Source organism: Actinosynnema sp. NPDC023658 (assembly GCF_040639995.1).
Classification (GTDB): domain Bacteria; phylum Actinomycetota; class Actinomycetes; order Mycobacteriales; family Pseudonocardiaceae; genus Actinosynnema.
Genome location: NZ_JBFAAX010000002.1, coordinates 37152 through 54847, shown reverse-complemented (window position 1 = coordinate 54847; position 17696 = coordinate 37152). Strand labels below are relative to the sequence as shown.

The 17696-nt window shown below is 72.4% G+C and carries 16 protein-coding genes; 10 read left to right on the top strand and 6 right to left on the bottom strand.

The features are described from left to right. Positions 1-93: 93 nt before the first annotated feature. Both AB0G02_RS00750 and AB0G02_RS00745 read right to left on the bottom strand, forming a co-directional pair. The gene (locus AB0G02_RS00750) at positions 94-780 is read right to left on the bottom strand and encodes a lysozyme (protein WP_360787248.1); all 687 of its coding nucleotides are present in this window, start codon (positions 778-780) and stop codon (positions 94-96) included. A gap of 565 nt (positions 781-1345) precedes the next feature. Continuing rightward, positions 1346-2191, bottom strand: a complete 846-nt coding sequence (locus AB0G02_RS00745; RefSeq protein WP_360787188.1) for an aldo/keto reductase — start codon at positions 2189-2191, stop codon at positions 1346-1348. A gap of 171 nt (positions 2192-2362) precedes the next feature. Here AB0G02_RS00745 and AB0G02_RS00740 point away from each other — a divergent pair, with 171 nt between their 5' ends. Next, on the top strand, positions 2363-3247 hold the full coding sequence (locus tag AB0G02_RS00740) for a LysR family transcriptional regulator (protein WP_360787185.1): 885 nt from the start codon (positions 2363-2365) through the stop codon (positions 3245-3247). On the opposite strand, the gene AB0G02_RS00735 is transcribed toward AB0G02_RS00740, so the two are convergent. Together AB0G02_RS00735 and AB0G02_RS00730 are read right to left on the bottom strand one after the other, a co-directional pair. After that, positions 3191-4159, bottom strand: coding sequence for a pentapeptide repeat-containing protein (locus AB0G02_RS00735; RefSeq protein WP_360787182.1), 969 nt, complete (start codon positions 4157-4159; stop codon positions 3191-3193). The two genes, AB0G02_RS00740 and AB0G02_RS00735, sit on opposite strands and share 57 nt — an antisense overlap. 1 nt (position 4160) lies before the next feature. Next, a complete protein-coding gene (locus tag AB0G02_RS00730) occupies positions 4161-5300 on the bottom strand; it encodes a pentapeptide repeat-containing protein (protein ID WP_360787180.1) in 1140 nt (379 codons plus the stop codon). 149 nt (positions 5301-5449) lie between these two features. On the opposite strand from AB0G02_RS00730, the gene AB0G02_RS00725 reads away from it, so the two are divergent. Then, entirely contained in the window at positions 5450-6271 is an 822-nt protein-coding gene (locus AB0G02_RS00725; RefSeq protein ID WP_360787177.1) for an SAM-dependent methyltransferase, read from the top strand. A 96-nt stretch (positions 6272-6367) separates the two neighbouring features. Further along, a complete protein-coding gene (locus AB0G02_RS00720) occupies positions 6368-8527 on the top strand; it encodes an EAL domain-containing protein (RefSeq protein ID WP_360787175.1) in 2160 nt (719 codons plus the stop codon). 52 nt (positions 8528-8579) lie between these two features. Here the strand turns inward: AB0G02_RS00720 and AB0G02_RS00715 are convergent, their stop codons facing one another. Both AB0G02_RS00715 and AB0G02_RS00710 read right to left on the bottom strand, forming a co-directional pair. Next, a complete protein-coding gene (locus AB0G02_RS00715; protein ID WP_360787173.1) occupies positions 8580-9602 on the bottom strand; it encodes a glucose 1-dehydrogenase in 1023 nt (340 codons plus the stop codon). Then, positions 9599-11446 carry a glycoside hydrolase family 15 protein gene (locus AB0G02_RS00710; RefSeq protein ID WP_360787170.1) on the bottom strand — a complete coding sequence of 616 codons (1848 nt, stop codon included), beginning with the start codon at positions 11444-11446 and terminating at the stop codon, positions 9599-9601. Before AB0G02_RS00710 ends, AB0G02_RS00715 begins: the two co-directional genes overlap by 4 nt. 58 nt (positions 11447-11504) lie before the next feature. Here AB0G02_RS00710 and AB0G02_RS00705 point away from each other — a divergent pair, with 58 nt between their 5' ends. From AB0G02_RS00705 to AB0G02_RS00675, 7 genes are all read left to right on the top strand, one after another. Next, complete coding sequence (locus AB0G02_RS00705) at positions 11505-13421, top strand: glycoside hydrolase family 15 protein (protein WP_360787167.1); 1917 nt, start codon at positions 11505-11507, stop codon at positions 13419-13421. Between the two features lie 18 nt (positions 13422-13439). Next, a complete protein-coding gene (locus tag AB0G02_RS00700) occupies positions 13440-14024 on the top strand; it encodes a DUF3558 domain-containing protein (RefSeq protein WP_360787164.1) in 585 nt (194 codons plus the stop codon). Between the two features lie 117 nt (positions 14025-14141). Further along, a complete protein-coding gene (locus AB0G02_RS00695) occupies positions 14142-14534 on the top strand; it encodes a transcriptional regulator (protein ID WP_360787162.1) in 393 nt (130 codons plus the stop codon). 83 nt (positions 14535-14617) lie between these two features. Next, entirely contained in the window at positions 14618-15952 is a 1335-nt protein-coding gene (locus AB0G02_RS00690) for a PPE domain-containing protein (RefSeq protein WP_360787159.1), read from the top strand. A 72-nt stretch (positions 15953-16024) separates the two neighbouring features. Beyond that, positions 16025-16831 carry an ESX secretion-associated protein EspG gene (locus AB0G02_RS00685; RefSeq protein WP_360787156.1) on the top strand — a complete coding sequence of 269 codons (807 nt, stop codon included), beginning with the start codon at positions 16025-16027 and terminating at the stop codon, positions 16829-16831. Between the two features lie 68 nt (positions 16832-16899). After that, positions 16900-17283 (top strand): sterol carrier family protein, encoded by a 384-nt coding sequence (locus AB0G02_RS00680; RefSeq protein ID WP_360787153.1) that lies wholly within the window; start codon positions 16900-16902, stop codon positions 17281-17283. 48 nt (positions 17284-17331) lie between these two features. Beyond that, positions 17332-17673 (top strand): hypothetical protein, encoded by a 342-nt coding sequence (locus AB0G02_RS00675; protein WP_360787150.1) that lies wholly within the window; start codon positions 17332-17334, stop codon positions 17671-17673. Positions 17674-17696: the final 23 nt, after the last annotated feature.

The following is a 17696-nucleotide window of genomic DNA, read 5'->3' as shown; positions in this document are numbered from 1 at the left end:
GGGTGGGCGGGCGGGGGGCCGGCCGGCGCGCCGCGGGCGGCGGTGGCGGGGGGGCGCGCGCGGCCCCCCGCCCCCCCCCGGCGGGTGGCGGCGTCAGCCGTTGGCCAGCGCCTGCAGTCGGTCGTAGGCGCCGTTGAACTCGTTCTGGTCGATCGGGGACGACGAGTACTGCCAGATCGTGTAGATCGGCCAGGCGTAGGGCAGGGTGCCGACGGCGGTCGAGTAGCGGGCGACCCACAGCGGGTTGGTGGAGCTGAAGTCGCCGCTCACGCACTGGTTCCACCAGCTCGTGGACGTGTAGATGACCGGCCAGCGCCCGGTGCGGGCCTGGTAGCGGTCGCTGAACGACTTGATCCACGAGGTCATGCTCGCCTTGGACAGCCCGTAGCAGGTCGAGCCGTACGGGTTGTACTCCATGTCCAGCGCGCCGGGCAGGGTCTTGCCGTCACGGGACCAGCCGCCGCCGTTGCCGACGAAGTAGTCGGCCTGGGTGGCGCCGGCCGACTTGTCCGGCAGCGCGAAGTGGTAGGCGCCGCGGATCATGCCGATGTTGTAGGAACCGTTGTACTGCTGGGCGAAGTACGGGTTGCGGTAGGTGGTGCTCTCGGTCGCCTTGACGTAGGCGAACCGCTTGCCCTGGTTCCACCAGTAGGCCCAGTCGACGTTGCCCTGGTGCCCGCTGACGTCGATGCCGTAGACGACGGCCTGGGCGCTCGGATCGGTGGGGATCACGATGCGCTGGCCGCCGCGCCCCTCGTGCTTGGCGATCTGCGAGCCCATCGCGTGGTCGTCGACGACGGGTGCGGCCTGGGCGGTGCCGGCGAGGCCGAGCAGGGCCAGTCCGACGCTGGTCAGGATGGCTGTGGCGGAGCGTCTGAAGTTGTTCATCGGGACTCCTCGAGCCAGTGCAGGGGGTTGACTCGTTGGGCAGTGTGCTGCACGTCTAACCAATTCGCCAGGGTTCGTGTTAATTAGTCACGAAAACGGAGCAACGGGGACTACCCGAGTGCCACCCTGCGCAACTGTTGGTCGTCACCGTCGAGGACGTCCCGGCCGTCGGGGACCAGTCCGGATCCCGCTCCCGGCGGTACCGGGCACGGAGCGCGCGGGCCGGGGCCGCGTGCCGCGACCCCGGCCCCCCGTCGTGGAGCGGTCCGCCGACCGGTGGGTGGCGCTCCGGCGACCGGCCGCCGGACGACCGCCGGCGTGACGGTCGGCGCACCCGGTCGGGCGGTCGTGGTGCGCGGGCGGGTGTGTGTCGCCATCGACGTCCCCGTTCGGTCGGTGGTGCTGGTACGTCCGGCCTAGATCGTCCGGCCAACCGCCCGCCACCGCATCCGGGGCGTCACCCGTCCAGACGCACCAGCTCCTCCTCCGACAGCCGCAGGTGCACCGCGTCGGCCGAGTCGGAGATGCTCGCGGGCCGCGACGAACCCGGGATCGGCACCACCTGGGGAGCCTTGGCGAGCATCCACGCCAGGCACACCTGCTGCGGGCTGACCCCGCGGTCCCGGGCGACCTCGGCGAACGCGGCGAACCGCTCGCCCAGCTCGCCGGCCGCGGCGATGCCGCCCAGCGGGCTCCACGGCAGGAACGCGATGTCCAGCTCCGCGCACAGCTCCAGCTCCGGCTCGCTGGAGCGGAACGCGGGCGAGAACTGGTTCTGCACGCTCGCGAGACGGCCGCCCAGCACCTCGTTCGCCTTCCGGATCTGCGCCGGGTCGAAGTTGGACACGCCGGCGAGCTTGATCTTGCCCGCGTCCAGCAGCTCGGCCAGCGCGCCGACCGACTCCGCGGTCGGCACCGACGGGTCGGGCCGGTGGAACTGGTAGAGGTCGATCGCGTCCACCCCGAGCCTGCGCAACGACGCCTCGCACGCCGCCTTCAGGTACTCGGGGCGACCGTCGAGGCCCCAGTCGCCGCCGGGGAGGCGGGTGTGGCCGCCCTTGGTGGCGACCATGACGCCGTCGACGCCCTTGAGCGCCTCCGCGATCAGTTCCTCGTTGTGCCCGAAGTCGCTGTCGTCGGCCGAGTAGGCGTCCGCGGTGTCGATCAGCGTCACGCCCTTGTCCAGGGCGGTGCGGATGGTCTCGATCGCCTGCGCCCGGTCGGGGCGGCCTTCGAGCGACATCGGCATCGCGCCCAGGCCGATGGCGCTGACCTCGACCCCTCCGATTCGGCGAGTCAGCATGGTCGGAATACCTCCTGTGTCGGGATGCCGCTGCTCCGCAGACGGCGGCTCGGTCGCCTGGCAAGGCGGTCGCGAACGACCGACGCGACTTCGCGTACCCAGCTTGGGTGCCAAGCATTAAGCTGTCCAACAGAAGAACCTGATGCCATTCAGCAGTACGGGTGATGAATCTTGGAACTCCGCCAGCTCGAGTACTTCGTGGCCGTGGCCGAGGAGTGCCACTTCACCCGTGCCGCGCGGCGCATGCATGTCGCCCAATCGGGTCTGTCCGCGTCGATCCGGGCGCTGGAGGTCGAGCTGGGCGCACCGCTGTTCGTGCGCAGCACCCGCCAGGTGGAGCTGACCCAGGCCGGACGCGCGCTGCTGGTCGAGGCCCGCCGGGTGCTGGGCACGATCGACGCGGCGCGGGACGCGGTGGCCGCCGTCCAGGGGCTGCTGCGCGGCACGCTGGCCGTCGGCAGCATCCAGTGCCTGCACGCCATCCACCTGCCCGCCGTGCTGTCCCGGTTCCACGAGCTGCACCCCGGCGTGGAGCTGCGGCTGCGCCAGGCGGGTTCCGGTGAGCTGGTCGACCTGGTCCGGGGCGGGCGGCTGGACCTCGCGTTCGTCACGGCGGGCCGCGCGGGCGAGGACCTCAAGGCGTCCACCCTGTCCAGCGAGCCGCTGGTGCTGGCGTGCGCGCCGGAGCTGCCGTTCGCGGAGCGCGAGTCGGTGCGGCTGGCCGAGCTGACCGGTCAGTCCTTCGTGGACTTCAACCCCGACTGGGGGACGCGCGACGACGTGGACCGGGCGCTGGCCACCGCGGGCGTGGACCGGCGGGTCGCGGTCGAGGTCAACGACGTGCACTCGCTGCTGGACTTCGTCGGCTTCGGCCTGGGCGTCGCGCTGGTGCCGCGGTCGTTCGCCTCGAAGCCGACCCGGGCGCGGTTCGTGGAGCTGGTCGACGCGCCGGTGGTCGAGACCTCCGTGGTGACCGCGCCGACGGTGAGCGCCGCCGCGTCAGTCCTGCTCGACATGGCCCTGGAGGCCGGCCGGGGGCTGTCCGTCGCCGGTTAGGGGCCAGCCGGTCGGGTCGTTGCGGTACGCGGTGCCCTCCAGCACCTCCAGCGTGCCGACCAGCACCTCCGGTGGCCGGCGCGTGAGGTGCAGGAACGTGCCGACCCGCGCACCCGTCAGGTTGAGCTCGCGCTCGAACGCGGTGTCCTCGAACGAGATGCCACCCTCGAACAGGCCGTCCTGAATGGTCACCCGACCGTGGAACGTGGCGCCGGAGAACAGCGCGGGCTTGTGGAGCTCCATCCCACCGAGCTTGGTGATCCCGTAGAAGTCGGCCCGTCGCGCGATCAGCCGGCCGCCCAGCCTGCGGCCCTGGAGGCTGAAGTGCACGAGCCGCGCCCCGGTCAGGTCCAGGTGGTACCGGGTCTCGTCCGGGTCCGCGCCCCACGGGAGCATGTCGGTGATCAGCCGTTGCGCGGTCATCCGCACGGTCATCTCCCGGTCGTCCTCCGGCGACACCACGCGCCTGCCCTCCTCGAAGAACGCCAGGTCGGGGTCCTCGGGCTTCTGGTCGACGGCGGCGTGCTCGAACGGCCGCCGCAGGTAGGCGCACAGCACGTTCAGCACGGTCTGCTTGTACCGCGGCGTGGTCCGGGTCAGTTCGGCCAGCACGTACATCGCGCCGACCCGCACCTGGTCGGCCTCGTGGCCCAGCAGCTCGACGGCCCGCGCGAACTTCTCGTCGGTGACCTTCTCGATCTCCAGCTGGTGCCGCGCCTCCTCGGTGCGGCGGCGGCGGTCGTTGAGCCAGAGCGCGTACAGCGCGACGACCGCGCCGCCGGCCAGCCCACCGGTCTTGATCGCCTCCGCCTTGGGCTGCCGGGGGTCGACCAGCAGCAGGACGGCGGTCGTCGTCACCGTGACCAGCACGGCGGCGAGCACGCTCGCCACCAACAACCCGCGTCCTCGCACGTCAGCTCCTGACCAGTCCGAAGCCGCCTTCGCGGCGCTCCACCACCCAGCCGTCGGGCAGCTTGTTGGGGTGTTCCAGCGAGATGTGCATGCCGTGCGTGCGCGCCACCGTCGGCCTGGCCGGCTCCAGGTTCAGCCCGGCGTGGAACCGGGCGAGCTCGAAGTCGATCGGCTCGGCGAACTCGCAGCCCTCGAAGGTCACCGGGCCGGTGAACGCGGCCTCTGCGAACTTGCTCGGGCCGAGGAACCTGGTGGCGCTGTAGTCGACCGCCTGCTCGCCGGTGAACCGGCTGAACCACGCCTTGCCGTGGAACACCACGTGGTGCAGGTAGAGTCGACCGCGGCTGCGCGCGTCGGTGAACCACGCGCCGCCGTGCACGACCGCGTGGTGGAAGGAGTTCGACTCCCGCAGCCGCGCCGCGCGCAGCACGAGGTCCCCGACCTGGCGGTGGGAGAGGTCGAAGTACTCCAGGTAGGCCCTGGTCAGGTCCAGGTTGTAGTGCGGGGCGCCCTCCTCGCCGGCGCGCGGCAGCAGGTCCGCGACCAGCCGTTGCGCGGTGAGGCGGACCTCCAGTTCGCGCTCGTCGCGGTGCTCGTGCCGGTCGCGGTGCCCGGGCTCGTCGCCAGGGTCGTCGCGCTCGTCGTCGAACGGCCGCCGCAGGTAGGCGCACAGCACGTCGAGCACGGTCTGGGTGTACTCGGCCCGCGACCGCGCCAGGCCGGCCAGGGCGTGCATCGCGCCCACCCGCACCTGCTCCGCGTCGTGGCCGAGCAGTTCGACCGATCGAGCGAACCTCTCGTCCGCGACCCTCGACCGGTCGTGTTCGGCGCGGGCGCTGTCCAACCCGTGCCGATCGGACTCGATCTTCTGCCGCTCCTCGTCCGTGCGCCGCCGCCGGTCGTTGAGCCACAGCGCGTACAGGGCGACGACCGCGCCGCCCGCGAGGCCGCCGGTCTTGATCGCCTCGTTCTTCGGCGTGCCGGTGTCGACCGCGAACAACCAGCCCGCGACCAGCAGGAACACGCCGACGGACCCGGTCAGCGTCGGCACCAGGAGGCTGCTCGCGCGCCGGTGCTGCACGAGGAGCAGCACGACGGCCACCACCACGACGACCGCGCCCGCGATCCACAGGTACTTCACAAGGCGGTCATTCTTCCGGGTGATCAGCTCGGGGGAGGTCGTTTCCGAACTCGGAGCCGAACCGGCGGTGTGCTAACTCACCGGATTGGCCCATGATGTGCGTGTCACCGCAACGGTGGGACACGATCACGTCAGAGGAGAGCATCCGGGTGGACAGCGGGGAGCGGCCCAACTGGGCACCGGTGGACGTCGACCTGGCCCGACCGAGCATCGCGCGGGTCTACGACTACTGGCTGGGCGGCGCGCACAACTTCGCGATCGACAGGGCCGTCGCGGACAAGGTCCTCGCGGACGTGCCGGTGATCAAGTCCATCGTGCTCAACCACCGGGCGTTCCTGCGCCGCGCCGTGCGGTTCCTGCTGGCGCAGGGCATCCGCCAGTTCCTCGACCTGGGCTCCGGCATCCCCACCGTCGGCAACGTGCACGAGATCGCGCAGGCCACCGACCCGGGCGCGCGCGTCGTCTACGTCGACGTGGACGCCGTCGCGGTCGCCCACAGCCGGGCCATCCTGACCGGGAACGAGCTGGTCAGCGTGCTGCAGGCGGACGTGCGCGACGCCAAGCAGGTGCTGAAGTCGCCCGAGGTGCAGGAGCTGCTGGACTTCAGCCAACCGATCGGCGTGCTGATGATCGCCCTGCTGCACTTCGTGCCCGACTCCGAGGACCCGCGGGGCATCGTGGCCGACTACCGCGACGCCCTGCCGGACGGCAGCTACCTCACCATTTCGCACGCCGGGTACGAGGAGGGCGACTGGGACCCGGCGTGGGACGACGCGAAGCAGGTCTACAACCGCGGCGTCAGCGAGATGTGCTTCCGGCGCAAGCACGAGGTGCAGGCCCTGTTCGAGGGGTTCGACCTGGTCGAACCGGGTGTGGCGCGGCTGCCGCTGTGGCGGCCCGAGTCGCCGGACGACGTGGACGAGGACGCCGCGCGGTTCATCAGCTTCGGCGGCGTCGGGCGGAAGGCCTGATGGACGGCCGCGCGGCGCGTCGCGGCGTCGGCCTGGTTGTCGACCCCGCGTGGCAACCGGTCGTATCCTCTGGGTTGTGGCGGTAGGCCGACGGACATGACGGAACAGGTTGACCATCGGGTGGCAGCACCGGGCCGATCGAACCTCGACCCCGCCGTACTGGCCGGGGCGGAGTCCTTCGCCCGCACCTGGGCCACCGCGGTCATCGGCAGCAGCTACGTCCCCATGACCAGGGCCGAGGTCGCTGAGCACCTCCAGGCGCTGACCGAGGTGCTGGTCCACGCGCTGCACGCCAGCCCGTTCCGCACCGCGCCCGGCTACGAGATCGGCGCCCGCCTGGTCGAGGCGCACTTCACCGGCACCGACACGCTGGGCCGCACGGTGCAGCTGCTCGGTGACGACCTGCTCGGGGAGCTGGGCATCCAGCCCGACGAGCTGATGCGCTCCCGCCTGGCGGCGTTGCAGGGCGCGCTGGCCGCCGGGTACGCCCGTGCCCTGCGCGAGCGGACGCTGGCCGAGCAGGAGGCGATCCGCGCGGCCGTGCTGGACGCCCGTGACCAGGCCGAAGCCGCGTTGCGCGCGTCCGAGGCGCGGTTCCGCGCGATGTTCACCGAGGCCGCGATCGGCATCGGCATCGCGGACATCGAGGGCCGCATCCTGGACGTGAACCAGGCGTTGCAGGACATGCTCGGGTTCAGCGTCGAGGAGATGCGGCAGTACAACATCCGCGACCTCATGCACCCGGAGGACGGCGGCAGCGTCTGGCGGCTGTACGACCAGCTCACCGCGGGCGAGTGCGACCACTACCGGGCGGAGAAGCGGTTCCGCCGGGCCGACGGCGAGCAGGTGTGGACCCACCTGACGCTGTCGCTGGTGCGCGACGACCACGGCGACCCGCAGTACCAGGTCGCGATGATCGAGGACGTCACCGACCGCCACCTGCTGCAGAACCGGCTGCGCTACCAGGCGTTGCACGACCCGCTGACCGGCCTGCCGAACCGCGCGCTGTTCCTGGAGCGCCTCGGCCGGGTGTTCAACAACCGGGCCCGCCACCGCGCCGGCCTGTGCTACCTGGACCTCGACGGGTTCAAGGTGATCAACGACAGCCTCGGCCACGACATCGGTGACCAGCTGCTGGTCGAGGTCGGGCGGCGGCTGGACCTCTCGGTGTCCGGCGAGGGCAAGCTCGTCGCCCGGATGGGTGGCGACGAGTTCGTCATCCTGGTCGAGGGCTCGCAGGACACGCAGGACATCGTCGACGTCGCGGACCGGGTGCTGCGCGAGCTGGAGTCACCGATCCGGATCGGCGGGCACGAGCTGACCGTGTCGGCGTCGATCGGCATCGTGGAGCGGGCGCTGTCCGGCACCACGGCCGCCGACCTGATGCGCGACGCGGACATCACGCTGTACTGGGCGAAGGCCGACGGCAAGTCGCGGTGGGCGCTGTACAACCCGGAGCGCAACGCCAAGGAGGTCGCGCGGTTCACCCTGTCCGCGACGATGCCCGCGGCGTTGGAGCGCGACGAGTTCTACGTCGACTACCAGCCGCTGGTGCGGCTGGAGGACAGCACCGTGGTGGGCGTGGAGGCCCTGGTGCGCTGGCAGCACCCCGAGTTCGGGCGGCTCGCGCCGGACCGGTTCATCGAGCTGGCCGAGGAGACCGGGCTGATCGTCCCGCTCGGCCGGTGGGTGCTGCGGCGGGCGTGCGAGCAGGCGCGGCGGTGGCTGCAGGAGTTCGGCGAGTCCGCGCCGTTCGTCAGCGTCAACCTGGCCGTGCGGCAGTCCCGCGACCCGGAGCTGGTGCGGGACGTGAAGCGGATCCTGGACGAGTGCGCCCTGCCGCCGCACCACCTGCAGCTGGAGCTGACCGAGAGCGCGATCATGGGCACCGCCGACGAGCCGCTGGAGGCCTTGCGGGCGCTGTCGGACATGGGCGTGCGGATCGCGATCGACGACTTCGGCACGGGCTACTCGAACCTCGCCTACCTCAAGCACCTGCCGGTGCACGAGCTGAAGATCGCGGGCTCGTTCATGGAGGGCCTGCGGGCGGCCGACGAGGAGGACGCGGTGGACGCCCAGATCGTGTCCACGCTGGTCCAGCTGGCCCACGCGCTGCAACTGGGCGTCACCGCGGAGGGCGTGGAGACCCCGGCGCAGGCCAAGCGCCTGCACCGGATCGGCTGCGACACCGGCCAGGGCTGGTTCTTCGCCAAGCCGATGAAGCCCGAGGAGATCGACGAGCTGCTGCGCCGCTAGACCGGACCGGCCCGGTGCACCCGGCGACGGCGGGCGCGGCCGGGCACGTCCGCTACGCCAGGTCGACGACCACCTTCACGTCGTCCTCCTCCTTCTCCAGCGCGTCGGTGAAGCGGTCGAGCGGGACGCGGCGGGTGATCAGGCCGTTCAGCCACGGGCGGCTGGCGCCGGCCAGGGCCTCGGCGGCGGCGACGTAGTCGGGCAGGCCCGCGTTGACCGTGCCGACGACCGCCTTGTTGCCCATCACGATGCCGTCGAACACCCTGGGGTCCAGCGGCACGGGGTCGTGGTCGCCGGACAGGCCCGCCAGGACCGTGACGGACGCGCGGCGGGCGCACTCCCAGATCAGGGGCGCGACGCCGGTGCACTCGATGGCGACGTCCACGTCCGCGGTGACCTTGGCCAGGTCCGGGTAGTAGGTCGCGCCGAGCGTGGTCACGAGGTCGGGCTTGCGGCCGTCGGTGACCCGGTCGACCACGTGCACCTCCAGGCCCCGCTGCACGCCGAGCAGCGCCGCCAGCAGGCCGATCGGCCCCGCGCCGGTGATCAGCGCCGACCGCACCGGCAGGTGGGTCCGCGTCGCGACGGCCTCGACCTGCGCCCACGCCTTCGCCACCACCGACGCGGGCTCGGTGAGCACGCCCGCGTCGCCCAGCGCCGGGTCCAGCTTGACCGCGAACTTCGGCGGCACGGTCCAGCGCTGCATCCCGTAGCCGTCGAGCTCCTTGATGCCGCGCTCGGTGTACCGGCCGTTGCGGCAGAAGTCCCACGCGTCCACCGCGCAGGCCGGGCACGGCTCCGGGTCGGGTCGGCGCACCACGCCGACGACCAGGTCGCCGGGCGCGAAGTCCGGCGACGGGCTGTCGAGCACCCGGCCCAGGGACTCGTGGAACGGCACGATGTGGTCCCGCCCCGGCGGCAGCGAGCCGAAACCGTCGCGGATGATCTCCACGTCGGTGCCGCACAGGCCCGCCAGCAGCCCTTCCACCAGCAGCTCGCCCGCGACCGGAACGACCTCGCGGTCGACCACCCGCGACGCGCCCGGCTCGCCGGGGACGACCTCCGCGGCCCTCACGCCGCACCGCCGCGGTGGCGCTCGTCGCGGGTGTGGCCGCCGAACAGCACCGCCGCGCTGTTGACCAGCGCCAGGTGGCTGAACGCCTGCGGGAAGTTGCCGCACATCCGCCCGGTGCCCGCGTCGTACTCCTCGGCCAACAGGCCCACGTCGTTGCACAGGTCCACGAGCCGGTCGTACATCGCCAGCGCCTCCTCGCGTCGTCCCGCCAACGCCAGCGCGTCGACGTACCAGAACGAGCACGCCAGGAAGCTTCCCTCCACACCGGCCAACCCGTCCACTTCGGACTCGCCGTGCGACGTCCCGTACCGGTCGATCAGGTCGCCGTGCTTGAGCTCCCGCGAGATCGCCTCCAGGGTGCCGAGCACGCGCGGGTCGTCGCCGGGCAGGAACCCGACCGCCGGGATCAGCAGCGTGGCCGCGTCCAGCTCCGTGCCGCCGTAGTACTGGGTGAACGCGTTCACCGACGCGTTCCAGCCCTTCGCCAGCACCTCGGCGTGCACGGTCTCGCGCAGCTCGCGCCACCGCTCCACCGGACCGGGCAGGTCGAACTCCTCCACCGCCCGCACCGCCCGGTCGAACGCCACCCACAACATCACCCGGGAGTGGGTGAAGTGCCGGTCCGGCCCGCGCACCTCCCACAGGCCCTTGTCCGGCTGCTCCCACACCTTCTCCAGGTGCCGCAGCATGCCGCGCTGCATGGCCCACGAGTCCGGCGTCTCGCCCAGCCCGCGCTCCCGCGCCAGGTGCAGCGCGTCCATGACCTCGCCGTACACGTCCAGCTGGAGCTGCCGGTAGGCCGCGTTGCCGACCCGCACCGGCCGCGCGCCCCGGTACCCCGGCAGCCAGTCGACCTCCCACTCGACCAGGTGCCGCTCACCGCCGATGCCGTACATGATCTGCAGGTCGGCCGGGTCGCCCGCGACGGCCCGCAGCAGCCACTTCCGCCACGCCGCCGCCTCGCCCGTGCAGCCGAAGTTGTCCAGCGCCAGCAACGTGAACGTGGCGTCGCGCAGCCAGCAGTACCGGTAGTCCCAGTTGCGCTCGCCGCCGAACGTCTCGGGCAGCGACGTGGTCGGCGCGGCCACGATCCCGCCGGTCGGCGCGTACGACAGGCCCTTCAACGTGATCAGCGACCGCCGCACGACCTCCGCGTGCGGCCCGTCGTAGTCGATCCTGGACGACCAGGCCAGCCAGAACGCCTCGGACCGCGCCACCTCGCCGGTCGCGTCCACCGGCGCGGGCGGCTCGTCGGGCGAGTACGCGAACTCCATCACCCACGACAACCGCTCGCCCGCCGAGACGGTGAACACCGCCTCGTGCGCGCGCTGACCGTGCACCCGGTAGGGCAGCCGGTCGCCGTACAGCGCGACGGCGGACGGGCCAGCGAGCGCGACGATGCACTCCTGCCCGTCCCGCTCACCGCGCCGCACCCACGGCACCGAGTCGGCGTAGGCGAACCGCAGCACCCACCGCAACTCCACCTCGACCTGCCCGGATACGCCCTCCAGCACCCGCACCACGCGCGTGTCGGCGTCCCAGTCGTCCTGCTCGGGCGGCATGGTGTCGATCAGCCGCACGACGCCGTCGACGGTCTCGAACTCCGTCTCCAGCACCAGGCTGCCGTTCCGGTAGGACCGCCGCACCGACAGCACCTCGCCGGTCGGCGCGATCCGCCAGTGCCCGTCGTCCTCGGTGCCCAGCAGCCGCGAGAAGCACGACGGCGAGTCGAACCGCGGCATGCACAGCCAGTCGATCGACCCGTCCCGCCCCACCAGAGCCGCCGTCCGCAGGTCCGACAGCAGCGCGTAGTCCTCGATCCGTCCAGGTCCCGTGTCTCCCACCCCGCCGACCCTACGTACCCGCGTTTGACCGCGCGCGTCGTTGCGCACCCCATCGGACATGACCCCTTTAGTCGCGGTGCTGCTGGCGAGCGCGTTGACCGTCCCCGGTCCTCCTGCCACCTACGCACCGGCCGACAAACAGGGGTTCGGCACGGCCCGCCAGGCCACGAGCCCGGTCTGGTTCACCCTCGGCCGCACCGGCCTCACCGAGGTCTTCTACCCCGACCTGAGCACGCCGGCGACCCGTGACCTGCGGTTGGTCGTCGACGGCCGCACGGCCGAGGGCCGCACCGAACCGGTGGGCCGGCTGCGCTACCGGCAGACGTTCCAGGGCCACGACTGGCAGGCCACCATCACCTACACCACCGACCCGGGACGGCCGACCGTGCTGGCCGACCTGCGGCTGCGCGCCGAACGGCCGGTGGACGTGCGGGTCGTGCTCGACCCGAACCTGTCCCGCGACGGCGACGACGACTCGGCCGTCGAGCACCCCGAAGCGCTGCTCGCCCACGACGCCCAGTCCGCGAGCGCCCTGGTCGCGGACGAGCCGATCAAGCCGCTCGGCTCCACCGAGGGCAACGTCATCCAGACCGGCGCGTTGCGCGTGGACGGCGTGCACGACCGGAGCACCACGCTGGCGCTGGGCTTCGGCGCCCGCGTCGACGAGGCGCTCACGACGGCGCGGCAGTCCCTGGTCGAGGGCTTCCCGCGGCACGCCCTGCGGTACGACCGGGGCTGGAACGACTACCTGAAGGGGCTCAAGCGCCCGAAGAGCGCCGACGGCCACCTCTACGACACGTCCCTGATGGTGATGGCGGCGACCGAGGACAAGCGGCACCCCGGCGCGTTCGTGGCCTCACCGAGCTTCCCGTGGGCGTTCGGCTTCGACCGCACGATCGCCCCGGAGTTCGGCTCGTACGCCCTGGTCTGGCCGCGCGACCTGTACCAGGTGGCCAGTGCGATGCTCGCGGCCGGCGACCGTGCGGCGGCCGAGCGCGCGCTCGACTTCATGCTCGACGTGCAGCAGCAGGCCGACGGCCACCTGCCGCAGAACACGAGGGTGGACGGCGAGCCGTACTGGACCAACGTCCAGCAGGACGAGCAGGCCGCGCCGATGCTGCTGGCCTGGCTGCTCGGCCGCGCGGACCGGTCCACAGTGGACAAGCTGGTCGCGGCCGCCGACTTCATGATCGCCCAGCCGGACGCGCCGTCCACCCCGCAGGAGCGGTGGGAGAACCAGAGCGGCTACTCGCCCGGCACGATCGCCGCCGAGATCGCCGGCCTGGTGTGCCTGGCCGACCTGCTGCACCGGGCGGGCGACCCTCGTGCCGACGGGTACCTCGCCGTGGCCGACGACTGGGAGCGCCGGCTGGAGGGCTGGACCGTCACCACCACCGGCCCGTTCTCGCCCGACCCGTACTACCTGCGGCTCACCAAGGACGGGCAGCCGAACGCGGGCACCACCTACAACCCGGGCGACAACCACCCGACCGCGATCGACCAGCGCGCCGCCGTGGACCCGAGCTTCCTGGAGCTGGTGCGGCTGGGCGTCCGGCCGCACGACGACCCGGTCGTCCGCAACACCGTGAAGGTCGTCGACGAGCAGTTGGGCGTGGACCGGTTCTGGCACCGCTACAACGGCGACGGCTACGGCGAACGCGCCGACGGCGGACCGTGGAACATCGGCCAGGGCCGCACGTACGGCAGGCTGTGGCCGATCTTCGCCGGTGAGCGCGGCGAGTACGAGCTGCTGGCCGGTGACGTCGACGGCGCGCGCCGCCGGCTGGCCGACATCGCGTCCACCGCCAACGACGGCGGGATGCTGCCCGAGCAGGTGTGGGAGGGCCGCGGCACCACCTCGGCCACGCCGCTGGCCTGGACGCACGCCCAGTACGTGCGGCTGGCGTGGTCGATCGACGCCGGTCGGCCGGTCGAGCGGCCGGCTGTCGTGAACTGCCGTTACGCCGACTGCTGATCCGATACGTTGGACCACATGCGTCGTGCCGTGCCGCTCATCGCCGCCCTGGCCCTGCTCGCGGGCTGCTCGCAACCCACGGACGGGTCCGCCTCCGGTGCGACCACGACCTCCGCCGCCGCCGGGCGGACGTCCGCGACGAGCGCGCCGACCTCGGCCTCCGAGGAGCCGTCCCGGCGCCCGAAGACGATCAACGTCGAGGGCGTGGACCCGTGCGCCCTGCTGACCGACGCCCAGCGCACCCAGTTCGGCCTGAACCGCCCGCCGCAGAAGGATGACCAGCCGGGCAAGCCGGGGTGCGCCATGAACCGCGAGGACCGCAAGCACTCCATCGCCATCTACCTCGACAGCACGAAGGGCATCGGGACCTACACGGACTCGCCGCGGCCCGACGTGACGAAGTTGGAGGTCGGTGGCTTCCCTGCCGTGCTGGTCGAGTCCACCACGGCGCTGGGCCTGGCGTGCTCAGTGGACATCGACGTCTCCGACGGCCAGTTGGTCGACGTCCAGGCGTTCAGCCTCGGTGACACGGACGTGAAGACCCTGTGCCGACTCGTCCAGCCGGTGGCCGACGCGGTCGTGGCCAACCTCGTGAGCAAATAGGAATGAGCGGAACTACACCCTTTGCAGAGGGAACCGCTCACCTCCGTCATACATCAGAGCTAGAGTCGTCCCAGATGCACACGCTGGGGTATGTGCAGCACTGAGGAGGGGTGTGCCGTGTTCATCGCGGATGGTGGTGGCGGGGGATCGACGCCGACGACGCTTCCCGACTACGCCGGGGCGCAGCGGAAGCTGAGCATCGAGCCCTCAGCGATCCCTGACGCGCGCAAGGTGTTCTCGGACGCGTTGGAGAAGCTGGAACTCAAGCTGCAGCGCGCGGTCGCCGAACTCAAGGCTCAGCCGTGGGCTGGTGACCCGGTGAGCTCGGAGACCGCCGACCGGTTCAACCGGGACACGTTCGAGGCCGGCGACTCGGCGGGGCTCACGGCCCTCAAGGCGTACCGCGACCAGCTCAAGGGCGTGGTCGACCAGCTCACCGCCATCGAGGCCGACTACCGGCGGGTCGAAGGCGACAACACCGCGTCCTGGGGACGCATCAACAACGGCTGACCTGCTGACCTACGCACCCGAGGGGGGCGAGCACGATGGGTGACCACCGCTGGCGCGGGTATGCCCACCCCGATCTCCACCGCATGATCAACGAGGGCCCGGGCGTCGCCGCGTCCCGACCGCTCGAGGACTCGTGGAAGTCGCTGTCCGAGGCACTGGGCGAGATCGACACCTCCATCCAGGACGGCCTGGGCAAGCTGGGCGCGAGCTGGGAGGGCGAGACGGCCGACACGACGACGGCCTCGCTGTCCCCCCTCGCGGCGTGGGCGTCGGACGCCCAGCAGGGTTCCGGCACGATGGAGACCTCCGCGCAGCTCCAGGCGGACTACATCGCCAACGCCCGCAAGGAGATGCCCGAGCCGTTGGCGGTGACCACCGAGGCGCCGTCCCTGGGCGACAAGATCGTCGGTGGGCTCACCGGTCCGATCGGGATGATGCACGTCATCCAGCAGCAGGAGGACCACGAGCGGCAGGAAGCGGCGCAGGACAACGCCGAGGCCAAGGCCGTCGAGGTGATGAACAACTACCAGTCCAGCAGCGAGTGGAACGCCGACACGCTGGGCAAGTTCGTCCCGCCGCCGCAGGTCGTGATCGACACCCCGCCGCCGGCCGGTGCGGGCGAGTACAACAACTCCAGCGCGAACTACAACACCACCCCGTCGTGGACGGCGCCGAGCCAGGGCGGCGGCACGACGCAGCCGTCGTGGACGCCGCCGCCGACCGGCACGCCGGTCCCGCAGCCGACCCAGCTGCCCACGACCGGCGGCACCACGAACACGTCCTGGGCCCCGCCGCCCGTCGGCACGCCGACGCCGACGCCGCCTCCGGTCAACCCGCCGGTGAACCCCCCGGTGAACACGCCCGTCAGGCCGCCCATCGGCACCCCGCCGCTGCCTCCCGGCTGGACCCCGCCGCGGCCTCCGGGCAACGGCCCGCAGTTCCCGCCCCGGGTCCCCACGGGCCCCGGCGGTCAGCGACCGGGCCTGCCGACCGGCCGGGTGCCCGGCATGCCGGGTGCCCCCGGTGGTCCGAACGCCCACGGTCCCGGCGGGATGCGTCCCGGGATGCCCGGTGCGGGTGGTCTGCCCGGCTCGGGTGTGCCCGGCGCCGGTGGTCCCGGTGGTAGCCACCCGACGGGCGTGGCGCCCGGTCGCGGCGGCGTCCCCGGTGCCGGTGGCTTCGGTCCCGGCGCGGGTCGTCCCGGCGCGGGTGGTCCCGGTGCGGGCGGCCGTCCGGGTGCTCCGGGCGCCGGTGGTCGTGCGGGTGCGGGCATGCCCGGTGGGGCGGCCGGCGCGCAGGGCGGCGACGGCGAGGACGACATCGAGCACAAGGCAGCCGACTACCTGGTCGAGACCACCGACGTGTTCGGTGACGACCGGCTCGTCGCGCCGCCGGTGATCGGCGAGACGCCGCAGTAGTGATCGTCCGGTGCACGGGCCCGCGTCGACTTCGGCGCGGGCCCGTGTCCGGTCTCCAGGGACGGGGAGTCGGTGACGTATTTCGGGGGGCCCGCGGAGCGGGAGCCGGTCGAGCTTTCCGCCGAGGAGTTCGACGTGCTCTGGGAGCGCCTCGACCTCGGCCAGATGCCGCTGGTCATCAAGGTGCCCTCGCCGGGCAGGACCCACCGGGAGCGCGCCGAGCTGGAACGGCGCGTCTGGCACGACGTCGCCGCGCGCGGGCTCGGCGGCCCGACCGGGCTGCACCCCGAGCTGGACCACCTGCTGCGGCTGTTCAACAGGCCTGAGCGCGAGGTCGACGGCCGGGTGTGGGTCGGCAAGAGCGTGCGGGTGCTGGCCGTGGCCAACGGCGACGACGGCGCGGTGGCCACCCTGACCGACAACCGGCTCACGTTCCGGCGCGCGGCGGGCAGCGGCCTGCCGTCGGCCGTCGTGGGCGCGCTGCCCGCGCACCCGGCGGGCACCGGCCACTCGGTGACCATGCCCAGCGCGGACCTGGAGGCCGCGGTCAAGAAGTCCGACGGCTCGCCCAAGAGCCTGGAGAACTCGCTGCGCGCGCACGGCGTGCGACAGGAGGACGCCGCCACGCTGGTGAAGATGTTCACCGGCCTCGTGCACACCGGGAACTTCGGCGCGGCGGCCCGGGACAAGTACGGCAAGCGGTGCCGACCGGACCGGGTGGTCGCGTTCTTCGACACCGAGGAAGGCCGCTACCTGCAGCAACGGCGGGCGTCGAACGGGTCGGTGCCGTGGAGCACGTTCAGCCCGACCGACTCGCGCCGGCTCGCGCACCAGGTCGAGGAGCTGCTGGCCGAAGCGGTGCGCTCCGCCCGGATCTGACCGCGCGCCGCACGCCGGTCGTCCACAGTGGACGGTGACCGCGGCGTGGTTGGCGTTAACCTTGGCGCGTGCCGTCGAAGCCCGTTGACCCCCGTGAGCTGCGTGCCGCCGTCGAGGCCGTGCTGCCCTGGCTCGCCGGCGCCGCTGAGCAGCCCGAACGCCCGGTCCTGGCCGCGGCGGTGCGGCTGAGCCTGCGGACGCTGGAGCAGGTCGCGCCGGGCCGCAGCGTGGAGGTGCGGGTGCCGCCGTTCGCCGCCGTGCAGTGCGTGGCGGGCCCCCGGCACACCCGCGGCACGCCGCCGAACGTCGTCGAGACCGACCCGCGCACGTGGCTGGAGCTGGCCGTGGGCGACCTCGGGTGGGACGAGGCGGTGCGGGAGGCCAGGGTCACCGCGTCCGGCAGCCGGGCCGATCTCTCGGCGCTGCTCCCCGTGCTGCGCTTCGAGCGGTGAGCGGCGAAAGCCGGGATCGGTGCGCGACCACTGGCTAAGCTCGATCGCGTGAAGGCGCTCAAGGCGTGTGTCGCCGTGCTCGCGGTCGGGGCTCTCCTCGTCGGTTGCGGCAGCGAGTGGGAGGAAGACGTCCGGTTCAAGGTCACCAGGATCAACCCCGAGCACGAGGTGACCCCCGGGCACACGTCACCGGCGTACGTGGTGCTCGCGCTCGACCAGGACGACCCCAAGGGCCTGGTGTCGCTGGACACCGCGGGCGCGGACGTCGACCAGTTCCCGGCCGGCATCGCGGTCGGTGACGTGGTGACCTGCAAGGTCCGCCAGGTCGAGTCCAACAACGTCGACGGCCTGGGCGCGGAGACGACCGTCGGTCCCTGCCGGGCGGCCTAGGACCGGGCCCGCCCCCTGGCGGC